Below are 12,480 nucleotides of genomic sequence, written 5' to 3'. Positions count from 1 at the left end.
GTCTGCGTGCTGCAGTACGCGATGAACCTCTCCGGACCGCCAGGCCGCCGAGGCGGTGCGCTGCCGAATCGACTTCACCTACGCACTCGGACTGGACCTGGACGATCCCGGCTTCCACCACAGCGTCCTGTCCGCCTTCCGCGACCGACTCGCCGAAGGCGACCGCGCCGACCGGCTGCTGGGCCTCGCACTCACCCGGATCCGACGGGCCGGCCTGCTCAAGGGGCGCGTCACGCAGCGCACCGACTCCCCCCACGTCCTGTCCGCCGCACGGGAGCCGACCCGCCTGGACCTGGCGTGCGAGGCGGTCCGCGCCGTGCTGGAAGAGGTGGCCCGCGACGTGCCAGAGGTGCTGGATGAGCCGGTCACCGCCGAATGGGCCCAACGCTACGGCCGGCCGGTTCGCCTGTGCTCCCAGCCCAGCCACCCCGTCGCCCGCCTGGAGCAGGTGGGCAACGACGCCCGCGAACTGCTGCAACGCCTTGACGACAGGTTCCCTCGGGTGGCGTGGTGCCGGCAGCCCTTGCCGATCTCCCGCGGGAGCTTGCACGGCGTCCCCTTCTGCGTGGGGCGACCACAGCGCGCCGTCGTTCGGCGTCTTCGGGAACCGTCGTACCTGGTGGTCATACCGGGCATGGTGAACCGCCCGGCCATACCAGCGCCGCGCAAGTGTCCCTCTGCGTAAGCGACTTGGTCGCCATTTGCTCGACCTGTGCTGCGGGTCACATGAAATGCGCCTCGTTATGTGAGGCGGTCGTGGGCTGGAGGGGCAAAGTGACGCCCGAGGGTCCGGTAAAGGGGTGCGTGACCCCTTAGGGCACGCGGAGGGCACGCAACCCCCGAATTGGTCTAGACAACAAACAAACCCCAGGCCACTGACCTGGGGTTTCATTCTGGAGCGGGTGACGAGAATCGAACTCGCGCTCTCAGCTTGGGAAGCGACGGCGCTTGGGTGGGTTCTATGGCTCTGACCAGCGCAGTTACCTGATTCTTGGGGTGGTCGTGTGGGTTAGATCGTACCGCTGTTGACCGTGATTTTCCGTCCTTACGGGCACGCTGTGGGCACGACTCCCGAGAGAGTGGTCTCGGGTTGGGGCCACGGGCCTCGGGAGGATTCCGCGTTCCGGTGTCTCGAACCCAGGACCGCCGTGGTTGCGGATGCGTATGTGTGCCGGCCTCCGGTTCTCTCGCCTATTGCGAGCTGTTGCTTCCAATGTCCCGCCGAGTACCGGTCTCAGCCGTGCCCGCAGCCGGTGCACCGGTAGCGGCTCTGTTCGGCGGACGGGACAGGTTCGAACAGCAGCACGTTCTCGCACACAGCTCAGTCACGGGAAAGAGCGAGCCGGGCTGAGGCCGGGAACCGGAAGAAGGGCCGGAGCCCATGGGCGGTTTCTAGGGATCGGCCCTCCATCATGCGCACATCGATCAGGCGGCGACGGACGCGGCCTCGCCGTGGGGGTGCGTCTCGGCGAAACGGACCACGGAACCGGCGATGGACGGCTTGGCGTCCTCCAGCACCCTGGCGCCGACGATGCCCGCGGCCTTGCGGGTCGCGTTCTGCGCCCAGACGCCGCCGAACTGGCCGCGCTCAACGAGTGATCGGGCGCTCCCGCGTGTCTTCCGGGAGCAGGGAGTGTTCCTGGCCTGTCACTCAGTAGGGCTCGGAGTCTCCGGTGTCGGGAGCAGGCGTCGCAGCAGGGACTCCTCCAGCTCGATCAGGACGTCTTCGCTGCCGGCGACGGGGCTCGGCAGGGTGCGCCACAGGACGAGCTGGCCGTGCAGGGCGGTCCACAGGTGGATGCCCAAGTCCTGCGCCTCCGCCCGACGGCCGGGGGCCGCTTCGATGAGGTAGGCGTCGGCGGTATCGGTCCACGCCTGGAGCACGGTGCCGATGGGATGGTCGGCGGAGGGGCGGCGCTCGGGCTCGTATTCCAGGCTGAACATCAGTCGGTAGCGGCGGGGCTTGTCGATGGCGAACCTGCGGTAGGCCGTGACGGTGGCCCGCACGCGCGCCCACGGGTCCGCGCCTGCGGCGGCGGCCGACTCGCCGGCCTCCCTCATCGCGACGGCCAGTGCGCGGTAGGTGGCGTCGAGGACGGTGGAGACCAGGTCGCCCTTGTCCTTGAAGTGCCGGTAGACGCTGGGCGCGGAGATGCCGACCTCGCGGGCGACTCCGCGCAGGGAGAGTGCGTCCTCGCGCCCCGTCTCCTCCAGGATGCGGGTCGCCGCGTCGAGGATCTCCTGCCGCAGCCGCTCGCCCTCGCCCCGCACATTGGGCACCCGCTTGACCTGCGACTTCATGGCCTCCTCCTCGCTACCCGCAGCAGCCTACCGACCCTCGGTGCACTCCGCCTTCAACGGTCGGCGCTTCGTCAGGTCCGACGTCGGGGCTTGACGATTCCTCGATTAACGCTGTTAGTCTAACAATGCTTCGACTAACAGCGTTAACCGATGCTGGAAAGGCACAGTCATGGCCTCGTCTCCGAACGTCCCCGCGTTCACGCTCACCCGCCCGCAGGACGCTCCCCTGGACCCCCCTCCGCTGTATGAGCGGCTGCGTGAGGAACAGCCCGTCACGCGTGTCTCCCTGTGGGAGGGGCGCCTCACTCCGTGGCTGGTGACCCGCTGGGAGGACGCCCGGGCGGTACTGGGCAGCCCGGCGTTCAGCAGCGACCCGACGCACCCCGGTGCACCCAGCTTCAAGGAAGATGAGCAGCCGGCCCCGCGCGGCTTCTTCCAGAACTACGACGACCCCATCCACGCGGCGATGCGGCGCACCCTGACCCGCGAGTTCATGATCAAGCGCATCGACGCGCTGCGCCCGGCCATCGCCCGCCTGACCGACGAACTCCTCACCGACCTGAGTGAGCTGAGCGGCCCCGCCGACTTCGTGGAGCACTTCGCGCTGCCGCTTCCCTCCCTGGTCATCTGCGAACTGCTCGGCGTCCCCTACGAGGAACACCCGTTCTTCCAGGAGCAGTCGAAGACCCTCGTAGACCTGAACGCCACGGGAGAGGAGGCCGCCCGGGCGTTCGCCAACCTCGGCGAGTATCTGCTGCGCCTCGTGCAGACCAAGCGCGCCACCCCCGGCGACGACGTGGTCACCCGGCTCGCCGCACAGGTGGACGAGGGCGTCATCACCGACCAGGACGCCGCCGACCTGAGCGCCTTCCTGCTGTTCGCCGGGCATGAGACGACGGCGAACATGATCGCGCTGAGCACCATCACCCTCCTCGACCACCCCGACCAGATCCCGCACCTCCTCGGCGGACCGGACCAGGTCGCGAGCGCGGTGGAGGAACTCCTGCGCTACCTGTCCATCGTGCACGGCGGACTGCGCCGCACCGCCATCGACGACGTCACCATCGGCGGTGTGACCATCCACGCGGGCGAGGGCGTGATCATTCCCGTCCACGTCGCCAACCGCGACCCGGAGTTCTTCACGAACCCCGACAACCTCGACCTGGAGCGTGCCAACGTCCGCCGGCACCTGGCCTTCGGCTACGGCATCCACCAGTGCCTGGGCCAGCCGCTGGCCCGCGCCGAACTCCAGATCGTCCTGCCCGAAGTCTTCCGCCGGCTTCCCGACCTGAAGATCGCCGTACCGATGGAGGAGATCGCCTTCAAGCAGGCCACCGCCGTCTACGGCGTCCGCGAACTGCCCGTCACCTGGTGACCGCAACCACCCGATCCCCCACCGAGAGCAGGGAAGAAACGTCATGCATGTAGAAGTCGACGTCCCCAAGTGCGTCGCCTCGGGCCAGTGCGTACTGCTCGCCCCCGACGTCTTCGACCAGCGCGACGAGGACGGCATGGTCGTCCTCCTCGACGACAACCCGCCGGCCGAACTCCACGACGCCGTCCGCGAATCCGCCACCGTCTGCCCCGCGGCCGCCATCCGCCTGGGGGAGTCGTGAGCGCGACCACGACCAGCCGCGTGGTCATCGTCGGCGCCTCCGCGGCCGGCCTCGCCGCCGCCGAAACCCTCCGCCGGGAGGGCCACACCGGCACGATCACCCTCATCGGCGACGAACCCACCGCCCCCTACGACCGCCCGCCCCTGTCGAAGGAGATCCTCTCCGGCGCCTGGCCCCCCGACCGACTGCCCCTGCGCACCCAGGCCAACCTCGACGCCCTTGACCTGGACACCCGCTACGGCCGCGAGGCCATCGGCCTGAATGTCGCAGAGGGTACCGTGCTGCTGGCCGACGGTACGGAGGTGCCGTACGACGGACTGATCGTGGCCACCGGAGTCCGCCCCCGGCGCCTGCCCGGCCCACCGGCCCACGTCCTGCGCACCCTGGACGACGCCGTCGCCCTGAAGGACCGCCTCGGCCCCGGCCGCACACTGGCCGTGGTCGGCGCCGGATTCCTCGGCGCCGAGGCCGCGTCGGTGGCGGCCGACCTGGGCACCCAGGTGACCCTCCTGGAACCCGCTCCCGTCCCGCTGGCTCATGCGGTCGGCGAGGACGTCGGCCGCATGCTCGCCCAGGCCCACCTCCATCACGGCGTGGACCTGCGCACCGGGACCGGGGTCAGCGAGGTCGTCCCCGGCGGCGTACGCCTCGACGACGGCAGCGTGGTCGAGGCCGACACGGTGTTGGTGGCCGTCGGTTCCCGGCCCAACACCGAGTGGCTGACCGGCAGCGGCCTCACCCTCGACGACGGGCTGGTCTGCGACGAGTTCTCCGCCGCCGCACCCGGCGTGTACGGCGCGGGCGACGTGGCCCGCTGGCACAACCCGCTCTTCGGCACGTCGATGCGCATCGAGCACCGTACGAACGCCGCCGAACAGGGCATGGCCGCCGCCCGCAACCTCCTGGGCGCCCAGCGGCCCTTCGCGCCCGTCCCCTACTTCTGGTCCGACCAGTACGACATGAAGATCCGAGCCTACGGCTACCTGCGCGGCCACGACGAGATGCGGATCGCCGAAGGCAGCCTGGAAGAACGCAAGTTCACCGCCGCCTACCGCACCGGCGACCGTCTCACCGGCGTCCTGGCAGTCGGCATGCCGCCCAAGACCACCCGCCCCTGGCAGCAGGCCATCGCCGCTAGCACCCCCTGGCGCCAGGCGACATCCCTCCTGGAAGGAGCGGCAGCATGAGTGACACCACCGACTTCGAGGGACGGGGCGTCGTCGTCACCGGCGCCGGGTCCGGCATCGGACGCACTTCCGCGCTGCGGTTCGCGAGCCTGGGGGCCCAAGTTCTTGTCGCGGACATCAATCCCGTCGGCGCCGAGGCCGTCGCCAAGGAGATAGAGGCGAACGGCGGCACCGCCCGCACGGTCGTCGGCGACCTCAGCGACCAGGGCACGGTCGACGAGGTCATCACCACCGCCGTCGAGTCCTTCGGCGACCTCGGCGTGCTCGTCAACAACGCCGGAATCATGGACACCATGACCGCCACCGCCGACGTGAGCGACGCGGAATGGGAGCGAGTCATACGGATCAACCTCACCGCTCCGTTCCTGCTCACCCGCGCCGCCCTGCCCCACATGCTGGCCCGCGGCAACGGCGCCATCGTCAACACGGCCTCGGAGGCGGCTCTGCGCGGCAGCGCCGCCGGCACCGCGTACACCGTCTCCAAGCACGGGATCATCGGCCTGACGAAGTCGACCGCGGTCATGTACCGGGACCGCGGCATCCGCGTCAACGCCATCGCCCCCGGCGGCACCCGGACCCACATCACCGACACCGTCACGTTCGATGGCGACGGCGCCTCGATCGTGGGCCGCTACCGGGAGAACGTGGGCCGCTTGGCCGCGGCGGAGGAAGTCGCCGCGGCCATCGTGTTCCTCGCCTCGGACGCGGCGAGCAACATCAGCGGCACCGTACTCCCCGTCGACAACGGCTGGTCCGCCGTCTGACCCAGCCACCCATGCGGTGCCCGGCCCGCGCATCGGGGGCCGGCCACCGCATGCCCATGCCCTGTGAGACCGCTTCCCAAGGGGCGAGCGGATCGTCGTGCGGGCGCGGACGCGGCACAGGACGGAGTGCACGTCTCGCTGCGGGCACGGTCCGGCCGTGTGCGCGGCCCTCACGAGCCGACGGGGCCGATGTCCCGGCGGAGCGTCTGCACGTGGCCGGCGTGTCCACCATGTACCGTATCCTGCGCGAGCACGACGAGGTCCGTGAGCGTCGCCGCCACGCCGTCCACCCAGCGCACGCCAAACCGGAACTGCCGGCCACCCGCCCGGACGAGATCCGGTCCCGGGACGTAACGCGGCTGCGCGGACCGGGCGAACGGGTCTTCTGCCACCTGTACTCGATCATCGACATCTAGAGCCGCTGCACCGTCGTCCGGATGGTCGCCGTCCGCGCCGACGTCCTGACCGCCGTCTACCAGCGCACCCCTGGACGGTTCGTCAACAAGCCACCCGCCCCGCCGATCGTTCCCACCAACGTGTGGATCAACCAGCCGGACGACCACGCCGCCGCCCAGTAATCACCTCGGTCGCCGGCGACCCCGGCTCACTCGACGAACCCTGAGAACCGACCGACTCACCGGGTTTGACACGTTCCGCGTCTCGTGGTCGACCAGGATGAGGCCGCCACCATCCGGGTTCTCCACGTGAACGGGCGGGCTCGGCCTTGCACCGAGCCCGCCGCTCCCACTCCACCCGTTCCTGATCGCTCGCTGTGACGCTCACCCGGTTCGGCGTACGTCGTTGCCCGCGAACGTCAGGAACACCAGGAGCTGCGTCACGCCACCGGCTAGCGCTGCAGTGTCAGTACGCCCGGCCGGTAAGGGATGAGGCCGTAGTCCAGGCCGTCGATGTTGGGGTCGTGCCCCTGGTAGAGGAACTGCAGGTTGCAGGGGTCGATGGTCTTGGTCTGGTCGGGGTTGGTGCGAACCAGATCGCCGTGGCTGATGTCGTTGGTCCAGGTCGCGCCGCTGTTGGCCTTGCCGGCGAAGGGGCTGGTCACGGTGTCGGCCTGCGGCTGCGGTGTCCACGTGCCGCCGAGACTGGTGGCCGTGAACGAGCGGAAGTAGCGACCATACCCTGTGTAATTCTGGGCCTCGACGATCATGAGGTACTGGTTCTGGCCCTTAACCTTGTAGACCTCGACCGCCTCGAACAGGTTGAGCGCCGAGTCGCTCATGATCTTCGTGAACGAACCGAAGGTGCCCGGGAAGTTGCCGATGGGCATGCTGGCGCGGTAGATGCCGCCCTCGTCGTCAGCGAAGAACATGTACATGTTCGTGTCGTCGCCGATGAGGGTCACGTCGAGGGGGCCACCCTTCGGGAGGGTGCCCGTGAACAGCTCCTGCTGCTCGGACCAGCCGTTGGGGTTGGTGGGGTCGCTCGAGGTGCGGTAGCCGAAGCTGTACGGCCAAGCCCCGTTGTAGGCGAGCACCCAGAGGTTCTTCGGGGCGAAGTAGAACAGCGTCGGCGCGATGCCGCCGAAAGGAATCGTGTTCTGGGTGGCGGTGGCCATGTCGGACCAGTTCGTGAAGGGGCTGAAGGTCATCAATCCCCAGCGCCCGTCGTCACCGGCGGAGGTGTTGTGCGTCGTGGCATAGACGACGTGCTTGCCGTTGTGGACGACGCTGGTGAAGTCCTTGAGCGAGGCCCACCCCGCCTTCGGCTGCGCCAGCGGGCCGGTCGATGTCCAGCGGTAGGTCGACGGAAGAGCACACGCGTTGCCCGTCCCGGACAGGCCGGTCCACTTCTGGTTGGCGCCGCCGGTGCACGACCAGATCTGCACCCCCGTGCCGTTGGCCTTGCCCCAGGCCGAGACGTCCAGGCACAGCCCGGACCGCACGCCGACGATCGTGCCGTCGGAGTTCACCCGCCACTGCTGGTTGTCACTGCCGGTGCACGTCCAGATCTGCACCGGGGTCCCGGCCGTGGTGGCGCCGCCCCGGACATCCAGGCACTTGTTGCCGTACACGGTCAGCTGGTTGCTGTCCGTCAACGTCCACTGCTGGTTGGTTCCGCCGTGGCAGTCCCAGATGTGCACGTTCGCGCCGTCGGTCTGGCTGACGCCAGCCACATCGAGACAGCGGCCGGAATCAACACTGCGCACGTCGCTGGTGGTGGCCGCTTGGGCCGGGCTGGCGACGAGCAGCGCCGCCAACGCGGCCAGGGCCGCAACCACCGCGGCGAGCACCGCGGACGGGCGTCTGAGACTGAAACTACGTCTGTGCATAAGGACCTCGTCATCCTTGAGCAAGCGACTCCGGCTTGGCCCGTCAGGGGCTGTCCGGGGGCGGTGTGGTGTGACCCTCGTTGCCCGATATATCGAACAAGGGTCGAAGTGTCGAGCAAAACTGGATAATAGGGTTCCGGTGATCAGCGTCAATACCTCTCGCGCAATTCGCGGGAAGAAACGTTCGCAGGCTGAAACCAGGCGGCTTCAAGTCCCGTGGTTGTGCGAGCCTTTGGCGGGTGGGGCAGGTGGCAGTGCGGGCGCGGGCTTGGTGATCATTACGGACCCCGACCAGGTCGCTCACCCGAGCCTCTGGTTCGGCTCGGTGCCCGACCCGTGCTCGCGGCGGGGCCGGTGGCACTCACTGACGCCGGTCCGGTCGACGTGCGCCCGCGGCGGTCGTCTGCGGTGCGGGGAGCGTCGAGAACTCGCCGAGCGGGGTGCGAGTGGCCGGGCGAGCAGTCCTGCTCATCCCGCACCGCAGCGACGCGGCCGATGAGGGCGCGCTGCCCGGCGACTACCGCAAGATCCTGGCGATCGTGCGGGAGGCCGACGGCCCGGTGCAGGTCAGGGCGGCCGGCGAGCGGCTGGGCCTGGACGCCTCGGTGCGCGGCAAGCTGGAGCCGCTGCGGGCGAAGATGACCAAGCTCGCCGACCGCGACTGGCTGCACAAGCGTCCCGACGGCAGGTTCACCGCATGCGCGCAGGCGTAGGGAGGCGGGCGCCGACGGGGCGTAACTCGCGGGCCCCCGGCGGCAGTTGAGTTTGGTGTGAAGAAAAACAACCATCCCGTCGAGGGCCCTGACGGCCTTGTCTGCACTGCCCGCCTGCCGCTGTCGAGTGCCACCCTGAACTGGCTCGCCGATCTGATACGCGGCCGCTGCAAGAAGATCAGATCACGGTGGCGGGCCCTGCCCTCGGGGAAGGTCGCCGCCATCGTGCTCGCGGTACTGCGCTGTGACCAGCGGCCGGGCGACCTGGCCGGCGGCAACGGGATACACCGCACCACCGTGACCCGGTGGGTTCGGGAAGTCGTCGGCCTGCTGGCCGCCCGCGCCCCGCGCCTGGACCGCGCCCTCAAAAAGATCGCCCACAAGGGTGGCGGGGTGGTGCTGTTGGACGGCACGCTGATCCGCACCCGGCGGCGCACCGGCAAAGAGAACCGGAAGAACTACTCCGCCAAGAGCAAATGCCATGGTCTGCTCGTCATCGCGCTCACCGACGACCGCGGCCGACTGCTCTGGGTCTCGGCGGCCCGGCCCGGACGCACCTCGGAGATCACCGCCTGCCGACACGACCAGCTCACCGCCAAGCTGCGGGCGGCCGGCCTCGGCGCCATCGCCGACCTGGGCTTCGTCGGGCTCGATGACAGCGGTCCCGACGCCGACCCGGCGGTGATCACCGGCTACAAGGCCGCCCGGAACCGGCCCCTGACCCGCGGCCAGAAGCTGTCGAACACCGCACTGGCAGCGGTCCGGGCACCGGTGGAGCACGGCTTCGCCCGCCTCAAGAACTGGCGCGTGCTCGGCAAGGTCCGCACCGACCCGACGTGGGCGACCGCCCTGGTCAGGTCCCTGCTCGTCCTCACAAACCGCGAAGCTTCCCGGTGACCGACGATCTTCACCGAAGTCATCCACCCACGACCAGCACGAGCATCCCGAACCCCACACACACCAGAACCGTGACCAGCAACTTCACGATGCACAGTGCCCACTCGTTGAGCGCGGCCAGTTCGGCGGCCTCTGGGCGCAGGGCGCGGCCCACAAGGCGGCGGGCATCGCCGGCGCCAGGGTGCCGCAGGACGCCAAGCCGTCCATCGCCGGTTCCGTGGTCCGTTTCGCCGAGACGCACCCCTCCGACGATGCCGAGGTCGCCACGCAGCTGGTCGAGGTCATCGGTCTGATCCACGGCGAGGCCGCGTCCACCGCCGCCTGATCGATGTACGCATGATCGAGGGCCGAAGCCGCATAGGCTCCGGCCCTTCTTCCGGTTCCCGGCCTCAGCTCGCTCGCTCTTTCCGGTTCCCCGGTCTCAGCCCAGCTCGGCCGCGCGCCGCACCGCCGTGGCCACGAACTGCTCGATCCAGGCCGCCTGCTCACCCGTGCGCGGACCCAGCATCACCGTCTCGATGCCGAACTTGGCGTAGCCCTCGATGTCCCGGACGAACGCCTCGACGACGTTCTCGACCGGAGCGTCGCCCATGCAGATCGGAGTCGAACATCTCCGGCACGTGCTCGGCCGCGGTCGTCCATGGACAGGAAGGAACTCGCCACAAGACCAGGCTCGGCGGATTCCTGCGCGACGCGAGTAGTACGCCTTCGATTCCCGCGTCGGCCGGATCACCGAAGTCCGCGACTGCTACACCTTCACGCCGCTCCGCGCGGATGGCCGGTCCCAGGTCGAGCTGGAGAACTTCGACTGCGGCGCCTGCTGGGGCTACCGCCCGTCCTGCCCGGTGCATCGCCCGCATGCGGACGCCGAGTACGCCAGGAGCGGTGGTGCACAGGCCACCGGCTGCACAGTGACTCGCCGACAAAGCAGGCCGCTGCAGGAGCCGGCACCCGCGGTCGGCCGTTCTCGGGCCGAGGCCGCACACCTGGTGTCAGTGTGCGGCCCCTGGATGGTCGGCTCGCCGGAAGGACGGACCTCAGCCAGCCAGTGCGTGGAAGCCGCGTTGGAAGTAGACGGTCGCCGGGTCCTGTCCGAGTCGGACGTCGTGCACGCGTCCCACCAGGATGGTGTGGTCGCCGGAGACGTGACGGTCGTATGCGGAGACGTGCAGGCGCGCCGACGCGTCGGGTAGGTAGGGCACGCCCTCGGGGTCGAGGTGGAACTCGTCGCCGGCGAACTTGTCCGCGCCGCGGGTCGCGAACCGGCGGGCGAGCGGTTGGTGGTCGTCGTTGAGGATGTTGATGGTCCAGTGCGTGGAGCGCTCGAACACCGGGTGGCACTCGGCGGTCCGGGACAGGCACACCAGGACGAGCGGCGGTTCGGCCGAGACCGAGGAGAAGGCGCTCGCGGTGAACCCCCAGGGACGTCCGTCCTCATCCACCGTGGTCACGATGGTGACGCCGCTGGGAAATGAGGCCATGGCCTCCCGGAAGCGTCCGGCGAGTTCGAGGTCGTCGGGTCCGGTCATGGGAGTTTCTCTTCTTGTACCGCGCTGGGCGAGGCGGTCATTGCCGGCGAGCCTGTCAGACACGGACGTAGACCTCCATGCCGGGGACTTCTCCGGCCAGGTGGTAGCCGCCGACGAAGTACTGTGCCGCATCGACCTTGGGGTCGTGCTGGGAGAAGGTGCGGATGTTGCGCCAGAAACGGTCGATGTTGTACTTGGCGGCGGCGCTGCGGGTCCCGGTGAGGTCGACGATCCCGGACGCGACCTCGACGGCGATGCTGGTCGCGGCGGTCTTGGCGGAGAGCGCGTCGATCATGAGCTGGGCGATCTCGGTTTTGTCGTCGGCGTTCTCCACGGCACGGACGAGTTCCATCAGCAGGGCTCGGGCCGCGTCCAGCTTGATGCGGAACTCGCCTATGCGCCGGCGGACGAACGGGTCGGTCTGGATCGAGTCGTAGATCTTCACGGTGGGAGTGGTGGAGGCCCTGACGTAGTCGATCGCCGCGTCCAGTGCCCCGTAGGCAGGGCCGAGAACGATGATCGCCTGGCCGGCCTGTGCCACGGGGAACAGTAGGGGGTCGCGCGTGGCCTGGACGGTGTACCAGCCGTCGGGGACGAAGACGTCGTCGTAGGTGATGCGCTGGCTCTGGGTGCCGCGCATGCCCATGACGTCCCAGTCGCCGTGGAGGCGAACGGCCAGGGCATCGAGCGGGATCAGGGCGGTGACCAGGGACGTCGAGCCCTCCAGTTGGGCGGAGACGCTCGCGTAGCCCTCGGCCGCGCTGCCGCTGTTGCTGTTGAAGGACTTGGTGCCCTTGACCAGCACGCCGCCGTCGACCTTGCGCGCGGTGGTCGGGCCGGTGGCGACACCGGTCTCGGAGGCGGACGCGACGAAGCGGAACCTCCGGCCGGTGGCGATGTCATCTGCCACCTGACGCTTGGTCGCTTCGGGAAGATCGCTGCTGAAGAGCTCGGCCAGGACAACGGAGCCGACGACGGTGTTGAGCAGGACGGCGGCGTCTCCTCGACCGATAGACAGATAGATCTTGTACAGGGCCTCCAGGCCGAACGCGACGCTGCCGTCGCTGTACCCGCCGTATGCGGCCGGGACCTGCAGACGCCAGAAGCCGGCTTCATTGAGCAGCTTCATCGCCTCCGTCGGGTCCTCACTCAGGCTGTCCGAGCGGTTGCCGATTTCAGCCAGCCG

At 69.2% G+C, this 12,480-nt stretch carries 15 protein-coding genes and 2 pseudogenes; 10 read left to right on the top strand and 7 right to left on the bottom strand.

The genetic code is table 11. From position 1 onward, the window contains the following. Positions 1 to 55 precede the first annotated feature (55 nt). Positions 56 to 685 carry a transposase gene (locus AWZ10_RS37310; RefSeq protein ID WP_060893228.1) on the top strand — a complete coding sequence of 210 codons (630 nt, stop codon included), beginning with the start codon at positions 56 to 58 and terminating at the stop codon, positions 683 to 685. Positions 686 to 1,425: 740 nt separating this feature from the next. Here the strand turns inward: AWZ10_RS37310 and AWZ10_RS48865 are convergent. Then, positions 1,426 to 1,584, bottom strand: a pseudogene (locus AWZ10_RS48865) (FMN reductase); the annotation flags it as partial. Between the two features lie 63 nt (positions 1,585 to 1,647). After that, positions 1,648 to 2,301: a TetR/AcrR family transcriptional regulator gene (locus AWZ10_RS37305; RefSeq protein WP_060893227.1), complete on the bottom strand. Its 654-nt coding sequence runs from the start codon at positions 2,299 to 2,301 to the stop codon at positions 1,648 to 1,650. 169 nt (positions 2,302 to 2,470) lie between these two features. On the opposite strand from AWZ10_RS37305, the gene AWZ10_RS37300 reads away from it, so the two are divergent. The 6 genes from AWZ10_RS37300 (at position 2,471) to AWZ10_RS52610 (ending at position 6,446) form a co-directional block, all read left to right on the top strand. Next, positions 2,471 to 3,676 (top strand): cytochrome P450, encoded by a 1,206-nt coding sequence (locus AWZ10_RS37300; RefSeq protein WP_060893226.1) that lies wholly within the window; start codon positions 2,471 to 2,473, stop codon positions 3,674 to 3,676. Positions 3,677 to 3,719: 43 nt separating this feature from the next. Then, positions 3,720 to 3,917, top strand: a complete 198-nt coding sequence (locus tag AWZ10_RS37295) for a ferredoxin (RefSeq protein ID WP_005483513.1) — start codon at positions 3,720 to 3,722, stop codon at positions 3,915 to 3,917. After that, positions 3,914 to 5,104 (top strand): NAD(P)/FAD-dependent oxidoreductase, encoded by a 1,191-nt coding sequence (locus AWZ10_RS37290; RefSeq protein ID WP_060893225.1) that lies wholly within the window; start codon positions 3,914 to 3,916, stop codon positions 5,102 to 5,104. Before AWZ10_RS37295 ends, AWZ10_RS37290 begins: the two co-directional genes overlap by 4 nt. Then, positions 5,101 to 5,868: an SDR family NAD(P)-dependent oxidoreductase gene (locus tag AWZ10_RS37285; protein WP_005483517.1), complete on the top strand. Its 768-nt coding sequence runs from the start codon at positions 5,101 to 5,103 to the stop codon at positions 5,866 to 5,868. Before AWZ10_RS37290 ends, AWZ10_RS37285 begins: the two co-directional genes overlap by 4 nt. 212 nt (positions 5,869 to 6,080) lie before the next feature. Then, complete coding sequence (locus tag AWZ10_RS37280; protein ID WP_005483519.1) at positions 6,081 to 6,284, top strand: hypothetical protein; 204 nt, start codon at positions 6,081 to 6,083, stop codon at positions 6,282 to 6,284. A gap of 21 nt (positions 6,285 to 6,305) precedes the next feature. Further along, complete coding sequence (locus tag AWZ10_RS52610) at positions 6,306 to 6,446, top strand: hypothetical protein (protein ID WP_005483521.1); 141 nt, start codon at positions 6,306 to 6,308, stop codon at positions 6,444 to 6,446. A 269-nt stretch (positions 6,447 to 6,715) separates the two neighbouring features. On the opposite strand, the gene AWZ10_RS37275 is transcribed toward AWZ10_RS52610, so the two are convergent. Beyond that, positions 6,716 to 8,155 (bottom strand): non-reducing end alpha-L-arabinofuranosidase family hydrolase, encoded by a 1,440-nt coding sequence (locus AWZ10_RS37275; RefSeq protein ID WP_208618620.1) that lies wholly within the window; start codon positions 8,153 to 8,155, stop codon positions 6,716 to 6,718. A gap of 446 nt (positions 8,156 to 8,601) precedes the next feature. On the opposite strand from AWZ10_RS37275, the gene AWZ10_RS37270 reads away from it, so the two are divergent. Together AWZ10_RS37270 and AWZ10_RS37265 are read left to right on the top strand one after the other, a co-directional pair. Next, positions 8,602 to 8,868 (top strand): hypothetical protein, encoded by a 267-nt coding sequence (locus tag AWZ10_RS37270; protein ID WP_005483525.1) that lies wholly within the window; start codon positions 8,602 to 8,604, stop codon positions 8,866 to 8,868. A 57-nt stretch (positions 8,869 to 8,925) separates the two neighbouring features. After that, on the top strand, positions 8,926 to 9,765 hold the full coding sequence (locus AWZ10_RS37265) for a transposase family protein (protein ID WP_060893224.1): 840 nt from the start codon (positions 8,926 to 8,928) through the stop codon (positions 9,763 to 9,765). Positions 9,766 to 9,784: 19 nt separating this feature from the next. On the opposite strand, the gene AWZ10_RS55335 is transcribed toward AWZ10_RS37265, so the two are convergent. Further along, positions 9,785 to 9,919: a hypothetical protein gene (locus AWZ10_RS55335; RefSeq protein WP_020113670.1), complete on the bottom strand. Its 135-nt coding sequence runs from the start codon at positions 9,917 to 9,919 to the stop codon at positions 9,785 to 9,787. On the opposite strand from AWZ10_RS55335, the pseudogene AWZ10_RS48860 reads away from it, so the two are divergent. Beyond that, a pseudogene (locus tag AWZ10_RS48860) lies at positions 9,881 to 10,090 on the top strand (FMN reductase); the annotation flags it as partial. The gene AWZ10_RS55335 and the pseudogene AWZ10_RS48860 sit on opposite strands and share 39 nt — an antisense overlap. A gap of 96 nt (positions 10,091 to 10,186) precedes the next feature. On the opposite strand, the gene AWZ10_RS37260 reads toward AWZ10_RS48860, so the two are convergent. The 3 genes from AWZ10_RS37260 to AWZ10_RS37250 all read right to left on the bottom strand — a co-directional run bounded on the left by AWZ10_RS37260 (position 10,187) and on the right by AWZ10_RS37250 (position 12,423). Then, complete coding sequence (locus AWZ10_RS37260) at positions 10,187 to 10,357, bottom strand: hypothetical protein (RefSeq protein WP_005483531.1); 171 nt, start codon at positions 10,355 to 10,357, stop codon at positions 10,187 to 10,189. 445 nt (positions 10,358 to 10,802) lie between these two features. Continuing rightward, entirely contained in the window at positions 10,803 to 11,294 is a 492-nt protein-coding gene (locus AWZ10_RS37255) for a flavin reductase family protein (protein ID WP_060893223.1), read from the bottom strand. Between the two features lie 55 nt (positions 11,295 to 11,349). Then, positions 11,350 to 12,423 carry an acyl-CoA dehydrogenase family protein gene (locus AWZ10_RS37250; protein WP_020113671.1) on the bottom strand — a complete coding sequence of 358 codons (1,074 nt, stop codon included), beginning with the start codon at positions 12,421 to 12,423 and terminating at the stop codon, positions 11,350 to 11,352. Between the last annotated feature and the right edge of the window lie 57 nt (positions 12,424 to 12,480).

It is taken from the genome of Streptomyces europaeiscabiei (genome assembly GCF_001550375.1).
Taxonomy (GTDB): domain Bacteria; phylum Actinomycetota; class Actinomycetes; order Streptomycetales; family Streptomycetaceae; genus Streptomyces; species Streptomyces europaeiscabiei.
Note: the sequence above shows the minus strand (reverse complement) of the source record. Positions and strands in the feature narration are given on the sequence as shown.

What these genes read in the sequence shown, in the direction of transcription:
- AWZ10_RS37260 (WP_005483531.1), bottom strand. Translation starts at nt 10,357, where the DNA reads ATGGGCGACGCTCCGGTCGAGAACGTCGTCGAGGCGTTCGTCCGGGAC.
- AWZ10_RS37250 (WP_020113671.1), bottom strand. Translation starts at nt 12,423, where the DNA reads ATGAAGCTGCTCAATGAAGCCGGCTTCTGGCGTCTGCAGGTCCCGGCC.
- AWZ10_RS37295 (WP_005483513.1), top strand. Translation starts at nt 3,720, where the DNA reads ATGCATGTAGAAGTCGACGTCCCCAAGTGCGTCGCCTCGGGCCAGTGC.
- AWZ10_RS37300 (WP_060893226.1), top strand. Translation starts at nt 2,471, where the DNA reads ATGGCCTCGTCTCCGAACGTCCCCGCGTTCACGCTCACCCGCCCGCAG.
- AWZ10_RS37255 (WP_060893223.1), bottom strand. Translation starts at nt 11,294, where the DNA reads ATGACCGGACCCGACGACCTCGAACTCGCCGGACGCTTCCGGGAGGCC.
- AWZ10_RS37285 (WP_005483517.1), top strand. Translation starts at nt 5,101, where the DNA reads ATGAGTGACACCACCGACTTCGAGGGACGGGGCGTCGTCGTCACCGGC.
- AWZ10_RS37275 (WP_208618620.1), bottom strand. Translation starts at nt 8,155, where the DNA reads ATGCACAGACGTAGTTTCAGTCTCAGACGCCCGTCCGCGGTGCTCGCC.
- AWZ10_RS37305 (WP_060893227.1), bottom strand. Translation starts at nt 2,301, where the DNA reads ATGAAGTCGCAGGTCAAGCGGGTGCCCAATGTGCGGGGCGAGGGCGAG.
- AWZ10_RS52610 (WP_005483521.1), top strand. Translation starts at nt 6,306, where the DNA reads ATGGTCGCCGTCCGCGCCGACGTCCTGACCGCCGTCTACCAGCGCACC.